Raw genomic sequence first — 14,802 nt, 5'->3', positions numbered from 1 at the left:
TGGTTTATTCGTTCATTACTTTGACTCCCTGCCCATCTTTCACGCTACGGGCTCCTTCTTCAATGATCTCATCTCCAGAAGAAAGACCTTCTAAGACTTCAATAATTCCTCCTTGAGTTTTACCAGTTACAATAATTCTTTGTGACGCCGTTGCCTCATTATTGTTTGCTCTATTTTTTACGACATATACGTACTGGTCACCATTAGCATTTTCCGATATAATGCTCTGTGGAATCAATATTGCCTTTTCGTTAGTGTAATCATTAATACGAAGCCTTGCCGTTAAGTTTGGTTTAATATCGCCCTCCTTATTTGGTACGGCAATTTCTACATTAAAAGTCCTATTAGCAGGATTAATAAAATTACTGGACTGACGAATCTTGGCATCAACACTTTTTCCCAATACCGGGAAATCAACCTCGACCTTTTTTCCTTTTTTAATGCTTGTAATGTATGTCTCAGGCACATCGGCACCAATATACATATCGCTTAGGTTGACCAATCTAAATACCATTGATTGTCCAGGGGCAACTACAGTGCCTTGGTCGGTGATCACTTCATCGATCACACCTGAAAAGGGAGCGTTAATAGTCGATTTTGCCAATTGGCTTTTTGCCTGATTTACGGCATTTTGAGTTGCCTCGTAGTTGGTCTTCGCCTGTAAATATTGAATTTCTGATCCGATATTTTGATCCCATAATCTTTTTTGGCGCTCGAAAGTTGTTTTTGCTAAAGTTGCTTGTACTTGCAGCTGTGCTACTTGTTGACCCATACCTCCGTCATCAATAGACGCAAGTAATTGTCCTTTACGAACCCTTTGTCCTTCTTTTACATAAACACGTTGTAAAGTACCCGCCATTTCAGGATAGATGACTACATTTTGCTTGGTAGCAACACTTCCCTGCAACTCTAAAAAGTGAATAAACACTGTGTCTTTGGCTTTGAATACCGTTACCAAGGGTAGTTTTTTGGTGGTGTCTTTAGCGCTAATTTCATCTTCGAGCAATTTAATTTTGTCTTCTATAACAGCTTGTTCTGCAGATAAACTTTCTTTTAGAGCTTTCATAGCTGCCAAGTCACCATTTTCGATGGTAGTTGCTACGTCAACATCACCTGATGCTCCTGACTTTGAACCACATGCCGTAAGCATTATTGCGATCGCGAAGTATGTTAATGTCTGTTTCATTTTTTGATTGATTATTTGGTGATAGTATTTAATATTGTTTCTAATTCTGCCTTATTATTAATCACAGTGATCATGGCATTTAAATATTCTTGTTGGGCAGAGTACAGCTGTGTTTGAGCTTGGCGCAGTTCAAAACTACTGGCAATACCTTCGGTAAATTTTGTTTGATTCTTATTTTCAATACGTTCCGCCAAATTCAAATTTTCCTTTGAAGTTTCATATTGTTCAATGGCAAAACTGTAATTGCTTTTTGCTTGTTCTGTCTGTAGCTTTAAACGTTGCTCCGTCTCCGTAAGCTGTGTTTTGGCTTGCTCAAATGCAATTTTAGCTCGCTGCGTTCTGGCACTTCTTCCTAAGGAGCTAAAAATCGGAATATTCAATCTTGCCCCGACTAAAGCTGACCCAAACCAGCGTTGGTCACTATCTAAAAATGTAAAACTATCGCTGTTACCATTGTAACCGGCATTTAAAAACCCCGAAAGTGAAGGAAGTGCTTTTGCCTTTTCGTTCTTAAACTCTAGCTGACGTTGTGTAGTGAGATTTTCGGCAATTCTGAAATCAACGTTATCGGTCAATGTTAGCTCATTCGCTAATAAAGTAGGTTCGATATTCTGTACGACCAACTTATCTAGTTCTTCCGTTAAAGTAACATTAGCCTCAACTGGAATTCCCAGTGTAATATTTAATAGCTGTTCTGTAATTATTAAAAGGCGTTCAGCGTTTTTTAGCCCGCTTTCTACATTAGCCATTGTAATTTTAAGTTGCTCAACACTCTCCTCTTCTGCGAGTCCATTTTGAAAAGTAATCGTTGTTTCGTCTAAGTTTTTTTGAAGTGCGTCCTTATTCTTTTTAAGTATTGCAATATTCTCCTTAGACAGCAACACATTGCCGTAAGCATTTATAACCGACTTACGAACCTCAAGATCTGTTTTGTCTTTAAAATTTTGAGAGTATTGGGTAAACGCTTTTGCAGCTTGAAGTGCTACTATATAGGATCCATCAAAAATTAATTGATTCACATTTATATTTGCATTTACCGCTTGTTTTGTTCCAAAAACAACTGGGATAAACCCTTCTGGTGGATCTGGAAACTGCTGTATTTGTAGAGCATCGAGATTATAGTATTCTTCAATATCTCTTAAGCTAGCTAACGGATCGAAAGCTGAAGCCGGCAATAAAGAAACTGGCTGTTTAAGGAAGTTTTGATATTCAATACTAGCACTTACTTGGGGTAATCCAGTTGCGGTGGTTTCCCATTTTTGTTTTTTTGCAGCCTCAATATCTCTATTGGCGTTAATGGCTGTGTAATTATTTTCTAGCGCAAATGCGATTGCTTCATCTAATGAAAAGGTGTACTCCTTTTCTTGAGCAAACAAGCTTACACTACAAAATAATGCGGCGGTTAGTAATACAAATTTCTGTATCATTACTGTTAGCGATTTGATTGTATGAAATGGTTTAATGTTTCTAGTCCTTTTTCGGTTACTATTGCCCTTAAGTGATATTCTAAATAACTCTCCATAAGATTATCAGCAGCGTATTTTTCTTTCGGAAATAATTGATCATCTTTTATACCTGACATCCCATTAAAATACATGCGGGAAACAAAGTCGACATCGAGGTCTTTTCTAAAAATTCCTTGGTCCATGCCTCGTTGTAAATTCTCAGACACGCTTTCGTGCATTACTTCAAACTGTTTCCAACTTAGATTGGTATAAATTTTCGGGTAGTACTTTTTAAGTTGATATTGTGGTGATGATTTTTCATTTTTTAAATGAAGCATTACAAAACGCTTTATATGATAAAGCTCCTCAATCGGGTTTGGCGTGCTTTCGCAAATAGCATCGATACCAGTACATATTTTGTCAAAAAGATGAAAAGTACTTGCCTCCACTAATTTGGTCTTGTTCTCGTAATGGGTGTAGATCGTCTTTTTTGAAATCCCCATTTCCTCAGCAAGATCATCCATGGTGACACTTTTGAAACCGATGTCCAAAAATAGTTCTGTGGCTTTATGAAGTATTTTGTTTTTCATATTGGACAGCAAAAATAGGCAAGGAAACTTTATGTACGATAAAAGTTTCCAAAGTTTTGCAATTATTTAACATTTTCTAAATACAAGAACTAAGTTGTTGATAAATAAGTTTATAAAGCATATTTCTCCTGCTCGTCATTTTTATCGACTATATAGCTTTGCCAATTAACACAGCGATATTCCACAAAAAATGATGCTTTTAAGAAAAGGAAGATCGATGAATGACAATACCACCTATGAGAATTGGGTAAAAAACTGGGGATTAATGACTTATTAAGAGTTGTTTAGCCATTTAATATGACGTTAATGAAGTATTATTTCCAAAAACAATCTACTTAACACTCCAGTCTTATCAATCCGGCAGTCTGTTGTTATTCTTATTTTTGCGTGATCTTATTATCGTACATGCTCAAAATAGCTTTCCACCCCATTTACAAACATCCGCTTCCGACAGGTCATCGCTTTCCGATGATTAAATATGATTTGCTGCCAAAGCAACTATTGCATGAGGGTACTTGCGATGAGGGTAATTTCTTCGAGCCCAAAATACCTAGCGACAATTACATATTAAGAGTACATGACATCACCTATTATAATGAACTAAAAGAACTGACTCTAGCCAAAAAAGCCGCTCGCAAAATCGGATTCCCACTTTCCGAAGAGTTAGTTAGAAGAGAAGTCATTATTGTAGATGGCACCATAAAAGGTTGCGAATACGCATTACAAAATGGGATTGCAATGAACATTGCTGGTGGCACCCATCATGCATATACTGATCGCGGTGAAGCATTTTGTTTGTTAAATGACCAAGCTATTGCGGCAAGGTATTTACAAGACCGTGGTTTAGCTGAAAAAATTTTAATTGTCGATCTCGATGTCCATCAAGGCAATGGTACGGCTGAGATATTTCAGGATGACCCTTCAGTATTTACTTTCTCTATGCATGGCACTTCTAATTATCCCTTTAAAAAGGAAAAAAGTGATTTAGATATTCCCCTACAAAAAGGAACTAATGATAACACCTATTTGACCATTCTAAAAGAAACATTACCTCAACTCATTAAAGAACAAAAGCCTGATTTTATATTTTATCTTTGTGGAGTCGATATTTTGGATTCAGATAAATTGGGTACTCTAGGAATGAGTATTGAAGGCTGTAAAGAACGTGATCGCTTTGTTTTCGAACAATGCATTAAAAACAACTTACCCGTTCAATGTAGTATGGGTGGTGGATATTCGCCAACAATCAAAACCATTATCGAAGCACACGCTAACACATTTCGTCTCGCACAAGAATTGTATTTTTGACCTGCTTATGAAAAAGTTCTTACTTATTACCATTCTGATTAGCTCATTTGCTTATTCTCAAAATGATTCTTTCGTAGTTAACGAGCGTAACGGCTGGCAAACCTTTACCTATGATATGGGTAATGTTTTTGGTGGTGTAGGTTACGCATATAGTAGACCACTGTATTGGAAAGGCTCTCAATTTAGAAACTTTGGTCTATTCGCAGGAGGTGTTGGAGCCTTATATTTAATTGATGATGAAGCCAGAACCTTTTTCGCAGATCTTGAGGAAGATGTTCCAAAACCCGTTCGCGAATTTGGTTGGTACTTCGGAAATCCTCAAAACAACTATGCATTTACTGGTAGTGTCTATTTGGTAGGCTTGTTTACCAAAAATGAAAAATTAAGACGCACGGGGGTATTGATGATGAGCTCAGCCACAGCCGCGGGATTTTTACAGCAATTAACTAAATCATTGGTAGGTCGAGCGCGACCAACAACTGAGCTTGGCAAAAACTATTTTCAACCTTTTGGAGGTGAATCCGGTTTGCGATCGTTTCCTTCCGGTCATCTCGTCATGGGACTTACCATAGCTTACGCGGCAGCCAAACAGTTTGAAAACCCTTGGGTAAAAGCTGGTTTTATAACCTTAGGTTCCATCCCTGGATTATCAAGACTTTTAAACGAGCAACATTGGTTAACCGATATAGCGACTAGTGCAGTTATGAGTATTTTTATCGTAGAAGCGGTAGACCAATATCTTGATCGTAAGTACGATGAAAAATACAATAACGACACCAAAAAACTAAGCTGGAATTTAAGTTTTGGACTTAATCAGGTTGGTGTGAATATTACTTTTTAACCGCAAGGAATTACTCAAAAAGCTTGACTACCATGTCTTCATCTGTAGCTGCTAAGGTGACCAAAAGCTTTCTTCCTATTTTGTTCTTTTTATAAACCTTGGTCCCAGTTGTCCAACGCTCTTTTTTAGTAGCACCAGGCATCATCGGGAAACCATAACTAAACGTATTCCCATCAGGCTTTGGTCCAACTACCACAAAGTGATTTCTTCTTAGAGAATTGTTTTTGATCTTTACACTAATATATTTGATGGCGGCGTTTTTCTTAGGATCAGCATTAGAAATGGCTTTTTTAGCACTATTCCCTTTTATTTTTTTAGGTTGATTCACCAAAACCAATCTAGCATCAGCGCTCAAGGTATTGTCTAAAACTTCAGTAACATTAACCGTTGCTTTACCTCGACCCCAAATATTCAAAAACACCTCCTTAGCTTCTAATCTGCTGGCATCAATAATGCCATTTTCAGCACCAATTCCCACACTATTTACTATACCATTAACGGTAATTCCACCTATCAAAGCAGTTAGACTTGCACCATTATTCGTTAAGTTATTGATGATTACCGTTTCATGTACACCTACCTGAACTCGTTTTAAATTAGGCATTCCAATCTTGACAATAACATCAGCAGAGGGTTGAATCCATTCTGTTTGTGCAAGAATCATTTTACCATCTACTATTTCAGTATCGATAAGATCCAGCAAATTACTGTCTGCCGTAATAGTCATTTCTTCCTTCCCATTTTGATCGATTTCTACCTTTGCATACAATTCCATTTCAAGATTGGTTAATCCTGCAATATCAATTGTTCTGGTTTCAATGGTTTTGTTTCCCTTTATCTGCGCATTTGTAATTACTCCTATCAACATGCATGCAATTACTATTAGTTGTTTTCTCATTTTCTTTGATTTTATATTGATTGATTATTTACCTTCTAAAACTGTTTGTTTGCCTCCGGGATTATTAAAAACTGCTTCGTACAAGATCGTTTGCGGTTTGTATTCCAACTGAATTCTTCTATTGTCCTGACCACGCAGTTCATAATCGCCATCGTTTTTTACAAACTTGAACTCAAAACTGTTTACTGCTGTTTTCTCCGATAGCGTCACTTCATAAATACCATCCTTATCCTCATCAGTCATTGGTACTGTAACTTGCCATGAAGGGTCTGTCATTTGCCCTCGTAAACCAACTTGGTTTAGGTTTTCAATTCCATTTACATCCACTTTAAAAGTGACTGTCTTTTGGTGCACTTCTTGCACACAGCTGCTAAAAAAAGATGCTATCACTGCTAGTAGTACTATATTTTTTATTTTCATTTTTTATGTTTTTTATTATTCTATTTCTATAGACCAAACTCCGTAGTACTATCTGCATTACAAGGACTATCCAACTCAATAGGAATGTATTTTTCGATAATCCAATGTTCATCAAGCAATGACGAATAGCACAGTTTCACTTCTAAGTCCGAAAATTGCTTTTCGAGCTCTCTGGTTTCTAGAGTCCATTGTAAAAAAATGAGGTTTACTTTTTCGTTTGGTGTGATCATTTCATTTCTAATATTTCCGGCAGTTCTTATAATGCTGTAATCAATACCAGTTGCATCAGGCGCTAAGGTTTTGAGTAACTCTTCCCAATTATTAAAATAAGTCCCGTTGGCATACACGCGATAGGAGTTTATTTTAGCTAATCCGTTACCACTATTTTTTAAAGTGATCCCGAAGCCTTCTCCATTATAAACCTTGCTAACAGTTAAATAAGGATACATACTAGCTCTTTGCTGAATACGCATAATACGCACTTCTTGAATTGAGATAAACAATGCACAAATACTTACTACTAAGGCTGTACCACCGACAAAAAAGTTCGTGTTTATTGCTTTAAATTTTGATATGATTTTTGAAAAAGTTTTCATTTTGGTCAATACTATTAATTGCTCTTTTTTTTAATACTTATATTCTAGTATAGCTGTACCTATTGCGCACAAATCGTTCTGATTCTCCATCGAACAATACTTCTTTTGTAATAGTCACTGTTTTTGCATTAAATACATAGCTTTTAAACATAGTAGCAGGCCTATTCGCATCTTTTCCAGTGTACTCCGTTGTAATTGTTATTGTTCCATCATCCGCTATAGCTCTTGCCGTTACTTTTTCATTGCCAAATAGCATCCCATTCTTTTTAATCTTTATAGTCTCCTTTGAATTTGCCTCTGGCTCAGAAGAAAAGCCTGTAGCAAAAACAACCTTGTTCCCTTTTACTTCGATTTTCAGGGTTGTAGGAAGTACGACTTCCTTTCCATCTCCGTAATTCACATACATTAATTGTCCTTTCCAATTAGTGTTGTTTAAAATTTCAAAATCAGAAGTACTTACTGAGCTTTGCGAAAAACAAATAGTAGTAAATAGAATAGCTAAAAATTGAATAGTAGTTTTCATAATAAATGGTTTTAAAATTGATGTTAGATTAATTGTGATACTGGAGTTTTCATTTCAATATCCCCTTTTAGAGATTTGCTAATGAGATAATCGAAACCAAACCGACCTGAACCTAAAAACAGATTGTAAACAGATACCCATAAAAATCCCATTGCCGGTAGCATGCCCCAAGTGCCTTGCCCCCATTTTTGAAGGAAAATAGCAACCAACATAGTACACATAATTAAGAATGACGCGATTCTGGTTTTAAGTCCGAATGCAAGAAAAAGTCCCCCTACTGCTTCGCTGAAAGCGCCCATCCAAGCAAAAAATACTGGGGCAATTGCAAAGATTCCTCCATAGGACGCAACATCTTCAGGAAACCAAGCAGAAACTTCAAATAGGTTTAAATTTTGACTTTCAGGAGTCCAAGGCATTCCAAATTTATCAGCTCCAAAACTTAGTGCAAGCAACATTCCACATATAAAGCGTATTGCAGCAAAAAGTAGATCGGCAGACCAATGTTTTTGTGTTACAGGTGTAATTAGTTTTAAGAATAACTTTTTCATCTTGATAGTTGTTTTGATTCGACAAGACAAAATTGCCAAACAACAACAAGGTGCACGCTTCAAAGCGTATTAAGTCGTCTCAAATACGATTTGAGTCGTCTCAACTTTATAGATTTGAGATAGGAGACGCGAGATATTAGACTGGTGTAACGTGAGTTTGATTTAATTCAAACTTTTTACAAACTCTGTCGGTGAAGTATTTGTTAGTTTTTTAAAAACCCTATTAAAGGTGGCTTTACTATTGAATCCGCATTCCAGTGCAATGCCTAATAATGATAATTGCTGCTGTTTACCTTCCTGAAGCATTTTTTTGACAGCATTTACGCGGTATTCATTAATAAAATCATTGAAGTTTTTACCAAACCCTAGATTAATAGTCTCAGAAAGTTGAGCTCTATTCATATCAAGTTTCGATGCAAGTTCAATAAGGTTGATTTCTGGATTTAAAAAGGGTTTGTTCTCATCCATAAACTTGATGAGCTGCTTTTTATCTTGTTCTACCTCAACAGGTATTGGTGCAGCAACTGATTCGAAACTAATTTTAGAAGTGCCAACGTTCACTTCTTTCATATCTAATTTCGCGAGTATCTCAGTCTTCGTAAAATACCCTTTTATTCCCACATAAATAATCACAATGGCAGAAACGAAATGATACCACCACTCTTGTGTCCAGGTCAGATTAAAAATACTACTATCAATAAGATCTTGTGTAACACCATAGAGAAACAAAAATGCATACACGACAAGAAAATTTCGGAGCCAGTTCAGTTCCAACTTATAGGTATTCGAAAAATAATGCTGAATTTGTTTTCGATAGGTAAAATACAACTGGAAGCTAAAAGCAAAATACAGTAGCAATTGAAAATTAGAGACCACAAAATATATTGGGTTGATGTACTTAAAATGAAATCCTTCAAATAGCACTCCATTTTGAGTGTCAGCGAATCCTGGTTGCTGTGCATCATAAATAAAAACACCGTAGCGGTAAATGAGAAAAACAATGCCTGGTATAAAATGCCAAATATGCTTTTTAGTAAGTTTAAAACTAGCATTAGTCACCGACCGCACATAAAAATAAAGACAAGGAGCAAATATGAGTTGCAAAGGCGCTAACCAATAATTGATCTTTGTATTTCGAAAGGTATCGTACCAATCCATGAACCCAATAGTATACGTGGTACGATGATAACAGGTGATTAATAAAATACAGGCTAAGAAAAGATCGGCTAAATAACGTTGCTGATAATACCTTCTAAACAATAAAAAACTAAACAGCAAACCCTGTGATACAAGTATTAATAGGGGTGTGCTGTATAAATTAAAATTCGGAAAGGTGAAAAGCATGTCTAAAAATAGAAAAAGCTTGCCGATTATGGGCAAGCTTTTAAGCTTATGTCAAACAGCAATTATAATAAAGTCAGAATTACACTATTTAAAATAGGTTTTATACATTTTTATATGTGAAGTGATATCCTCTAACATCGCTTTCTTCTCGCTCTCGTCAGAACTTTTTAGAGCATCAATTTTATCCTTCAACGGGAGGATGTAATAATGAAGTTGATCATGAGGCTCACCAGTCATGGTGCATTTTGAAACGATAAGCTTAAACTCCATTTCTAAGCTTTCAGCCAAGGCTTTTGCATCAGTTTCACCAGGAATAACACCAGCAACTAGTTTCGCCATATTTTCCATGCCGACAGTTGTTTCTTTATTTGCCAACCACTTTTCTCCATTATTAAGTGTTAGGCTATTCTCATACGAGACCTCATCTGTGGTTGTTTTATCTTTTTCTTTTTTATCACAACTGCTTATTAAAAAACTCAACAAGAAAAATGAGAATACGATGTTTATTTTTCTTTTCATGTTCTATTTATTTAAGAGGTTTTGACTTGTTTTACTCGCTCTACTTTATCTTTAATGGAAAGTGATAATCGCACAATACTATCTTCAATTGCAACAAGATCGTGCGGCACACCTCCCTCTAATGCAATAAGATTTCCTGCTACCAATTGATGCTTTTTTCCGTTTACACCAAAATCGATACGGCCGCTATACAATTCAACAACAATTGGAAATGGTGTTTTATGCTCTTTCATTAATTGCCCTTTCTTAAATACAATTCGTATTTCTTTAGAAGTTGGTGTTTCGAATAGAACGGTTATGGCAGGCTTAGTATCGCCAAAACTAATATCGTCTGTTAAGGATGCTATTTTCATAATTAAAGACTATTACTTGCTAGTTTGTATTGAAACATTTGAGCCATTTTTTTTGCTCGCATTTTTGCTTCATCAGCTTTGGTGCCCTTAAAATTTTTGTCAATACAGTTATTGAAATGATTCAACCAACGATCGAAATGTTGTTTTTGAATTGGCAGTTTTCTATGCGGATGAAAAGGAGAACCCTTATAGGTATATTCCTGAAGAAGGATTGTTTGCCAAAAACGAATCATCTTGTCGAGATGTAATGGCCAATTGTCCTTAATTACATTGTTAAAAATCGGACCTAAAACCTCATCTTCTCTTACCACAGCATAGAAGGTGTTAACCATTAACTCAATGTCATCTATATCCTGTATATCTTTCATTTTTATTTAGGATATTTTTATCCTTTATTATTCTAAATTTTTTTATCGCTTTAAAAAAGTAATTCCCTGATTAAGTCCGAGTGCAACATCTAGTAAATTAGATGATCCGAGGGTCTCATTAATTTGATCCCGAATAACCACGAACTTCTCGTGCATAGGACAGGGAGCGCTTGCATTGCATTTTTCTAGACCCAATGCACAGCCGGTAAACAGCTGATCGCCATCTAAAGCAGTTACAATTTGTTTAAGTGTAATCTTAGCTAAACGATCTTTATCTATTTTAAAACCTCCTTTTGGTCCTTTGGTAGAATCTATAATATTTTCCTTAACAAGTGCCTGCAAAATTTTGGCGGTAAACGCTACAGGCGAATTAATAGCATTGGCAATATCATTTAAACTCACCCGCTCTTCCTGTTGCGCTTTTTTCGCAATAAATAAGGTTGCCTTAATTCCGTATTCGCAGGTTTTTGAAAACATCTTTCTCTTTTTCTGATGGTACAAAAATACGTCTTATTTTATTTCGGACAAAAATATCCGAATTAAATTTATTACTAACACGGCCAACACCTTTTTTATGCCTGCATGATGGACAGAAATGCGTTAGGTTTTCTGTCTATACGTATATTTACGCATGACTAATCAGGAAGCTACCGCTAAATTTCACCAACTTACCAATTCTCAAGATGTAATTGCTTTTAGTGAATTAGCTGAAGTTTTCTCCGAGCTAGATCCACTAAACATTGACGAAATACTTGGGTCTTGGAAAGGTGGTTTTTTTAAAACCGGTCGACTTATTGATTGGGCTCTGAAGGACTATGGAATTATTAAATGGATTGGGAAGAACTACATCTCAGAAAATAAGGTCAAAGCGTTACGATATTGCTTTTTGGGACTCAATTTTAGTATGCCAATTATTGGAAGAGCGCGCGTTCGGCATCTTGCATTTAGAGAAAAAGTATCGACTGCAATGATCTACAATCACCTACCCATTATCGATCATTTTAGAAAAGTAGATGATGATACCTTAATGGGAGTAATGGACTTTAAAGGGAAGATTGTTTTGTATTTTTATTTATATAGGTAGGTCTCGATTGCGCTCGACCAGACATGCTAAAAATTAGACTATTTTTGTACTACTGCACCTTCCTTTTCAATAAGAAACAAGCCCATTTTTAGTTTCCAATAAGGCATTTTTTCCTTAAAATATTCGAAGTATGGTTTTAGGCCTTCGGCATCCATAAGCTCATTTTTTGCTTTATTGATTTGTGCGACCTCATCTTGAGAAACAAAGTCTAATAAATTCAGTGACTTTTCTCCTTCGTCATAAATTTTCAAAAGATGACTGTAAATTGTGTTCTCAGCCAACTCTCGGTGTTCGCATATTTCACCCACGGTTAAACCTTCGTTATAAAGTGTCCAGGTTTTTAAGTGAGTCAGCACCTTTGTTTTTTTAGATGCCGTATATTTCTTTATTTCACTAATAAAGGTAGCAGCGTATTTTTCCATTTTCGCCTGACCCACTCCTTGGATTTTTTCGAATTCTTGCTCGGTAGTCGGCTTTTTTTCTTCGAGTTCCTTTAAAGTTGCATCACTAAACACAACATAAGCTGGCACATTGGCTTCTTGAGCCAATTCGTATCGTAATATTCGTAATTGCTCGAATAGCCCACTTTTTTTGGTGGTCTTTTTACGTTCTTTTTCTAATTTTTCTTGTTTGACTTGAATACTTGCCAAGCTTACCTTCTTACCATCAAACAAAATACTTTTCGCCAACGGTGTAAGCATTAATCGACTATGCTCTCTAAAATTAATTTCTAGAACTCCTTGATTCACAAGTTGAATAATATATTGCTGTAAATCTTTCCAGGACACATCACTTGCGGAACCATAGGTTTTTAAATGCTGATAGTTTTTGTCATATACTTGCGCATTTTTTGCGCCTCGCAAAACATCAATCACCAATCCCACCCCTTCTTGTTCTTTCATTCTGGTAATTGCGGAACAGACTTTTTGCGCCAGAATGGTGCCATCAAAATAGGTCGGTGGTGTTTTGCAGATATCACAATTTCCACAATTCTCTGTATAGTGTTCTCCAAAATAATTAAGCAGGACTCTGCGACGACAACTAAGCGCTTCAGCAAATTGTTGCATGCGATCTAACTTGGCATGTTGTACCTCAGCATTATCGACATTGGCTATGAATTGTCTTAGCTGGATGATATCAGCATAACTATAAAAAAGTAAGGTGTTAGCAGTTATTCCATCCCGGCCACTACGACCAATTTCTTGATAGTAACCTTCAATGTTTTTTGGTAAATTATAATGAATAACCCAACGAACGTTACTCTTGTCAATTCCCATTCCGAATGCGATGGTAGCCACAATAATTGGAGTGCGGTCGTTTATAAATTCTTCCTGAATTTTAGATCGCTCCTGAGACGACATGCCTGCATGATAGGCAGCGGCATCATATCCTGAGCTTTTAATTTTTTCCGCTATCTTCTCCGTACTCTTTCGACTTAAGCAATAGATAATTCCACTTTCATCGGGATGCTCTTCAAGAAAATTTAAGATCTGATTAATCCGATTATTTCCTGGTCGAACTTCTAGGTACAAATTCTCGCGGTCAAATGAGGACACATGAAATTTTGCTTTTGGAATATTCAATAGTGTTGCAATATCTTGCTGGGTAGCTTTGTCGGCAGTTGCCGTAAGTGCGATTACGGGAACCGCTGGAAATCGCTTTTTAAGATAGCCAAGTTGCACATAGGCTGGTCTAAAATCATGGCCCCAAGACGAGATACAATGTGCTTCGTCAATCGCTATTAAACTAATATCAATTCCAGAAAGCGCATTGTCTAGCAGTGGCAAACTTTCAGGCGCAACATATAGTAATTTTAAATTCCCATTTGTAAAATCGTCTAGAGTCTCTTGCTGTAATTCTGGTGGCTGCGAACTATTAAAATAGCTAGCCGAAATCCCATTTGCTCGAAGTGCATCTACCTGATCTTTCATTAAAGCAATCAAAGGCGAAATGACAATAGCAGTTCCATTTTTTGCCAAGGCAGGAAGCTGAAAACAAAGTGATTTTCCACCTCCAGTTGGCATAATAGTCACAACATCACTCCCATCTAGCAAATCGTTAATGATGGCTAGCTGATTCGGTCGAAATGAATCATAGCCAAAATGGTTTTTTAAAAGTGATAAAAGTAGTTCGCTAGATGCCATGAGGTAAATGTATGGGTTACTATTGAATTTTGGTTAAATGGTTAATAAGTTTGATTTGGAGAAAAGAGACAGGATCGTCTCGCTAAAGCGAGACTGCTAGAATCAGGAGGCAAGACTTTTTCTTTAGTAAGGTAAAAGTCGCTTGACACCTCACCCTAGCCCTCTCCTCAAGGAGAGGGGACTAACTATATGGTCTTGACTCTTGATTCTAGATTCTTGCCTCTAAAAATCCTATTTGCTAATCAACAATAGTTCATTACACAAAATCTCTGTGGTGTAGCGTTTGTTTCCTTCTTTATCTTCCCATGAGCGGTTGGTCAATTTTCCTTCAATGGCGATTTCTTTGCCTTTGCTTACATAGTTTTCGACTACATTAACGAGTCCACCTCTTACGACTACATTATGCCAATAGGCTCGTTCTACTTTTTGACCATCTTTATCTTTGTAACTATCATCTGTGGCCATGGAGAATTTAGCCATTTTGTTACCATCATTAAAGATTACGATTTCTGGGTCTTGCCCTAATCTTCCAATCAACTGTACTTTGTTTCTAAGTGCGTTCATAATTATTGTTTTTTGTGTTAAACAGTTAATACTATCGACTGACTATCAATCGACACTGCAAAGATTAGACG

18 protein-coding genes are annotated in these 14,802 nt (G+C 36.5%); 3 read left to right on the top strand and 15 right to left on the bottom strand.

The window, feature by feature from the left end; translation table 11 throughout:
• Positions 1-4: 4 nt before the first annotated feature.
• The 3 genes from GWK10_RS17295 to GWK10_RS17285 are packed head-to-tail and all read right to left on the bottom strand — an operon-like array spanning position 5 to position 3,221.
• The gene (locus GWK10_RS17295; RefSeq protein WP_164033656.1) at positions 5-1,186 is read right to left on the bottom strand and encodes an efflux RND transporter periplasmic adaptor subunit; all 1,182 of its coding nucleotides are present in this window, start codon (positions 1,184-1,186) and stop codon (positions 5-7) included.
• An 11-nt stretch (positions 1,187-1,197) separates the two neighbouring features.
• Entirely contained in the window at positions 1,198-2,613 is a 1,416-nt protein-coding gene (locus tag GWK10_RS17290) for a TolC family protein (protein WP_164033655.1), read from the bottom strand.
• 5 nt (positions 2,614-2,618) lie between these two features.
• Positions 2,619-3,221 (bottom strand): TetR/AcrR family transcriptional regulator, encoded by a 603-nt coding sequence (locus GWK10_RS17285; protein WP_164033654.1) that lies wholly within the window; start codon positions 3,219-3,221, stop codon positions 2,619-2,621.
• A 405-nt stretch (positions 3,222-3,626) separates the two neighbouring features.
• Here GWK10_RS17285 and GWK10_RS17280 point away from each other — a divergent pair, with 405 nt between their 5' ends.
• On the top strand, positions 3,627-4,529 hold the full coding sequence (locus tag GWK10_RS17280; protein ID WP_164033653.1) for a histone deacetylase family protein: 903 nt from the start codon (positions 3,627-3,629) through the stop codon (positions 4,527-4,529).
• A 7-nt stretch (positions 4,530-4,536) separates the two neighbouring features.
• Positions 4,537-5,370: a phosphatase PAP2 family protein gene (locus tag GWK10_RS17275; protein ID WP_204263168.1), complete on the top strand. Its 834-nt coding sequence runs from the start codon at positions 4,537-4,539 to the stop codon at positions 5,368-5,370.
• 10 nt (positions 5,371-5,380) lie between these two features.
• Here GWK10_RS17275 and GWK10_RS17270 read toward each other — a convergent pair whose 3' ends face one another.
• The 10 genes from GWK10_RS17270 to GWK10_RS17225 form a co-directional block, all read right to left on the bottom strand.
• Entirely contained in the window at positions 5,381-6,268 is an 888-nt protein-coding gene (locus GWK10_RS17270; protein ID WP_164033652.1) for a GIN domain-containing protein, read from the bottom strand.
• A 24-nt stretch (positions 6,269-6,292) separates the two neighbouring features.
• A complete protein-coding gene (locus GWK10_RS17265) occupies positions 6,293-6,688 on the bottom strand; it encodes a CBM20 domain-containing protein (protein ID WP_164033651.1) in 396 nt (131 codons plus the stop codon).
• A gap of 26 nt (positions 6,689-6,714) precedes the next feature.
• Positions 6,715-7,284 carry a hypothetical protein gene (locus tag GWK10_RS17260; protein ID WP_164033650.1) on the bottom strand — a complete coding sequence of 190 codons (570 nt, stop codon included), beginning with the start codon at positions 7,282-7,284 and terminating at the stop codon, positions 6,715-6,717.
• A 37-nt stretch (positions 7,285-7,321) separates the two neighbouring features.
• A complete protein-coding gene (locus tag GWK10_RS17255; RefSeq protein ID WP_164033649.1) occupies positions 7,322-7,807 on the bottom strand; it encodes a hypothetical protein in 486 nt (161 codons plus the stop codon).
• A 23-nt stretch (positions 7,808-7,830) separates the two neighbouring features.
• Entirely contained in the window at positions 7,831-8,355 is a 525-nt protein-coding gene (locus GWK10_RS17250; protein WP_164033648.1) for a DoxX family protein, read from the bottom strand.
• Between the two features lie 162 nt (positions 8,356-8,517).
• Positions 8,518-9,513, bottom strand: coding sequence for a helix-turn-helix domain-containing protein (locus GWK10_RS17245; RefSeq protein ID WP_239540791.1), 996 nt, complete (start codon positions 9,511-9,513; stop codon positions 8,518-8,520).
• A gap of 270 nt (positions 9,514-9,783) precedes the next feature.
• Complete coding sequence (locus GWK10_RS17240; RefSeq protein WP_164033646.1) at positions 9,784-10,218, bottom strand: hypothetical protein; 435 nt, start codon at positions 10,216-10,218, stop codon at positions 9,784-9,786.
• An 11-nt stretch (positions 10,219-10,229) separates the two neighbouring features.
• Positions 10,230-10,571 (bottom strand): cupin domain-containing protein, encoded by a 342-nt coding sequence (locus tag GWK10_RS17235; protein ID WP_164033645.1) that lies wholly within the window; start codon positions 10,569-10,571, stop codon positions 10,230-10,232.
• Between the two features lie 2 nt (positions 10,572-10,573).
• Positions 10,574-10,939 carry a group III truncated hemoglobin gene (locus tag GWK10_RS17230; protein ID WP_164033644.1) on the bottom strand — a complete coding sequence of 122 codons (366 nt, stop codon included), beginning with the start codon at positions 10,937-10,939 and terminating at the stop codon, positions 10,574-10,576.
• A gap of 42 nt (positions 10,940-10,981) precedes the next feature.
• Positions 10,982-11,416, bottom strand: a complete 435-nt coding sequence (locus tag GWK10_RS17225) for an RrF2 family transcriptional regulator (protein WP_164033643.1) — start codon at positions 11,414-11,416, stop codon at positions 10,982-10,984.
• 154 nt (positions 11,417-11,570) lie between these two features.
• Between GWK10_RS17225 and GWK10_RS17220 the strand changes: the two genes are divergently transcribed.
• Positions 11,571-12,023, top strand: coding sequence for a DUF4334 domain-containing protein (locus GWK10_RS17220; RefSeq protein ID WP_164033642.1), 453 nt, complete (start codon positions 11,571-11,573; stop codon positions 12,021-12,023).
• Positions 12,024-12,061: 38 nt separating this feature from the next.
• Here GWK10_RS17220 and recQ read toward each other — a convergent pair whose 3' ends face one another.
• Together recQ and GWK10_RS17210 are read right to left on the bottom strand one after the other, a co-directional pair.
• A complete protein-coding gene (gene recQ, locus GWK10_RS17215; RefSeq protein WP_164033641.1) occupies positions 12,062-14,167 on the bottom strand; it encodes a DNA helicase RecQ in 2,106 nt (701 codons plus the stop codon).
• Positions 14,168-14,398: 231 nt separating this feature from the next.
• Complete coding sequence (locus tag GWK10_RS17210; RefSeq protein ID WP_164033640.1) at positions 14,399-14,731, bottom strand: single-stranded DNA-binding protein; 333 nt, start codon at positions 14,729-14,731, stop codon at positions 14,399-14,401.
• Between the last annotated feature and the right edge of the window lie 71 nt (positions 14,732-14,802).

Origin of the sequence: Spongiivirga citrea, from assembly GCF_010671565.1 — a bacterium.
In the GTDB taxonomy this organism is placed as follows: domain Bacteria; phylum Bacteroidota; class Bacteroidia; order Flavobacteriales; family Flavobacteriaceae; genus Spongiivirga; species Spongiivirga citrea.
This window is presented reverse-complemented; position numbering and strand designations above follow the sequence as displayed.

Excerpts from the sequence above, each read along its gene's own strand:
- GWK10_RS17295 (WP_164033656.1), bottom strand. The coding sequence starts at position 1,186 with ATGAAACAGACATTAACATACTTCGCGATCGCAATAATGCTTACGGCA.
- GWK10_RS17290 (WP_164033655.1), bottom strand. The coding sequence starts at position 2,613 with ATGATACAGAAATTTGTATTACTAACCGCCGCATTATTTTGTAGTGTA.
- GWK10_RS17285 (WP_164033654.1), bottom strand. The coding sequence starts at position 3,221 with ATGAAAAACAAAATACTTCATAAAGCCACAGAACTATTTTTGGACATC.
- GWK10_RS17280 (WP_164033653.1), top strand. The coding sequence starts at position 3,627 with ATGCTCAAAATAGCTTTCCACCCCATTTACAAACATCCGCTTCCGACA.
- GWK10_RS17275 (WP_204263168.1), top strand. The coding sequence starts at position 4,537 with ATGAAAAAGTTCTTACTTATTACCATTCTGATTAGCTCATTTGCTTAT.
- GWK10_RS17270 (WP_164033652.1), bottom strand. The coding sequence starts at position 6,268 with ATGAGAAAACAACTAATAGTAATTGCATGCATGTTGATAGGAGTAATT.
- GWK10_RS17265 (WP_164033651.1), bottom strand. The coding sequence starts at position 6,688 with ATGAAAATAAAAAATATAGTACTACTAGCAGTGATAGCATCTTTTTTT.
- GWK10_RS17260 (WP_164033650.1), bottom strand. The coding sequence starts at position 7,284 with ATGAAAACTTTTTCAAAAATCATATCAAAATTTAAAGCAATAAACACG.
- GWK10_RS17255 (WP_164033649.1), bottom strand. The coding sequence starts at position 7,807 with ATGAAAACTACTATTCAATTTTTAGCTATTCTATTTACTACTATTTGT.
- GWK10_RS17250 (WP_164033648.1), bottom strand. The coding sequence starts at position 8,355 with ATGAAAAAGTTATTCTTAAAACTAATTACACCTGTAACACAAAAACAT.
- GWK10_RS17245 (WP_239540791.1), bottom strand. The coding sequence starts at position 9,513 with ATGGATTGGTACGATACCTTTCGAAATACAAAGATCAATTATTGGTTA.
- GWK10_RS17240 (WP_164033646.1), bottom strand. The coding sequence starts at position 10,218 with ATGAAAAGAAAAATAAACATCGTATTCTCATTTTTCTTGTTGAGTTTT.
- GWK10_RS17235 (WP_164033645.1), bottom strand. The coding sequence starts at position 10,571 with ATGAAAATAGCATCCTTAACAGACGATATTAGTTTTGGCGATACTAAG.
- GWK10_RS17230 (WP_164033644.1), bottom strand. The coding sequence starts at position 10,939 with ATGAAAGATATACAGGATATAGATGACATTGAGTTAATGGTTAACACC.
- GWK10_RS17225 (WP_164033643.1), bottom strand. The coding sequence starts at position 11,416 with ATGTTTTCAAAAACCTGCGAATACGGAATTAAGGCAACCTTATTTATT.
- GWK10_RS17220 (WP_164033642.1), top strand. The coding sequence starts at position 11,571 with ATGACTAATCAGGAAGCTACCGCTAAATTTCACCAACTTACCAATTCT.
- recQ (WP_164033641.1), bottom strand. The coding sequence starts at position 14,167 with ATGGCATCTAGCGAACTACTTTTATCACTTTTAAAAAACCATTTTGGC.
- GWK10_RS17210 (WP_164033640.1), bottom strand. The coding sequence starts at position 14,731 with ATGAACGCACTTAGAAACAAAGTACAGTTGATTGGAAGATTAGGGCAA.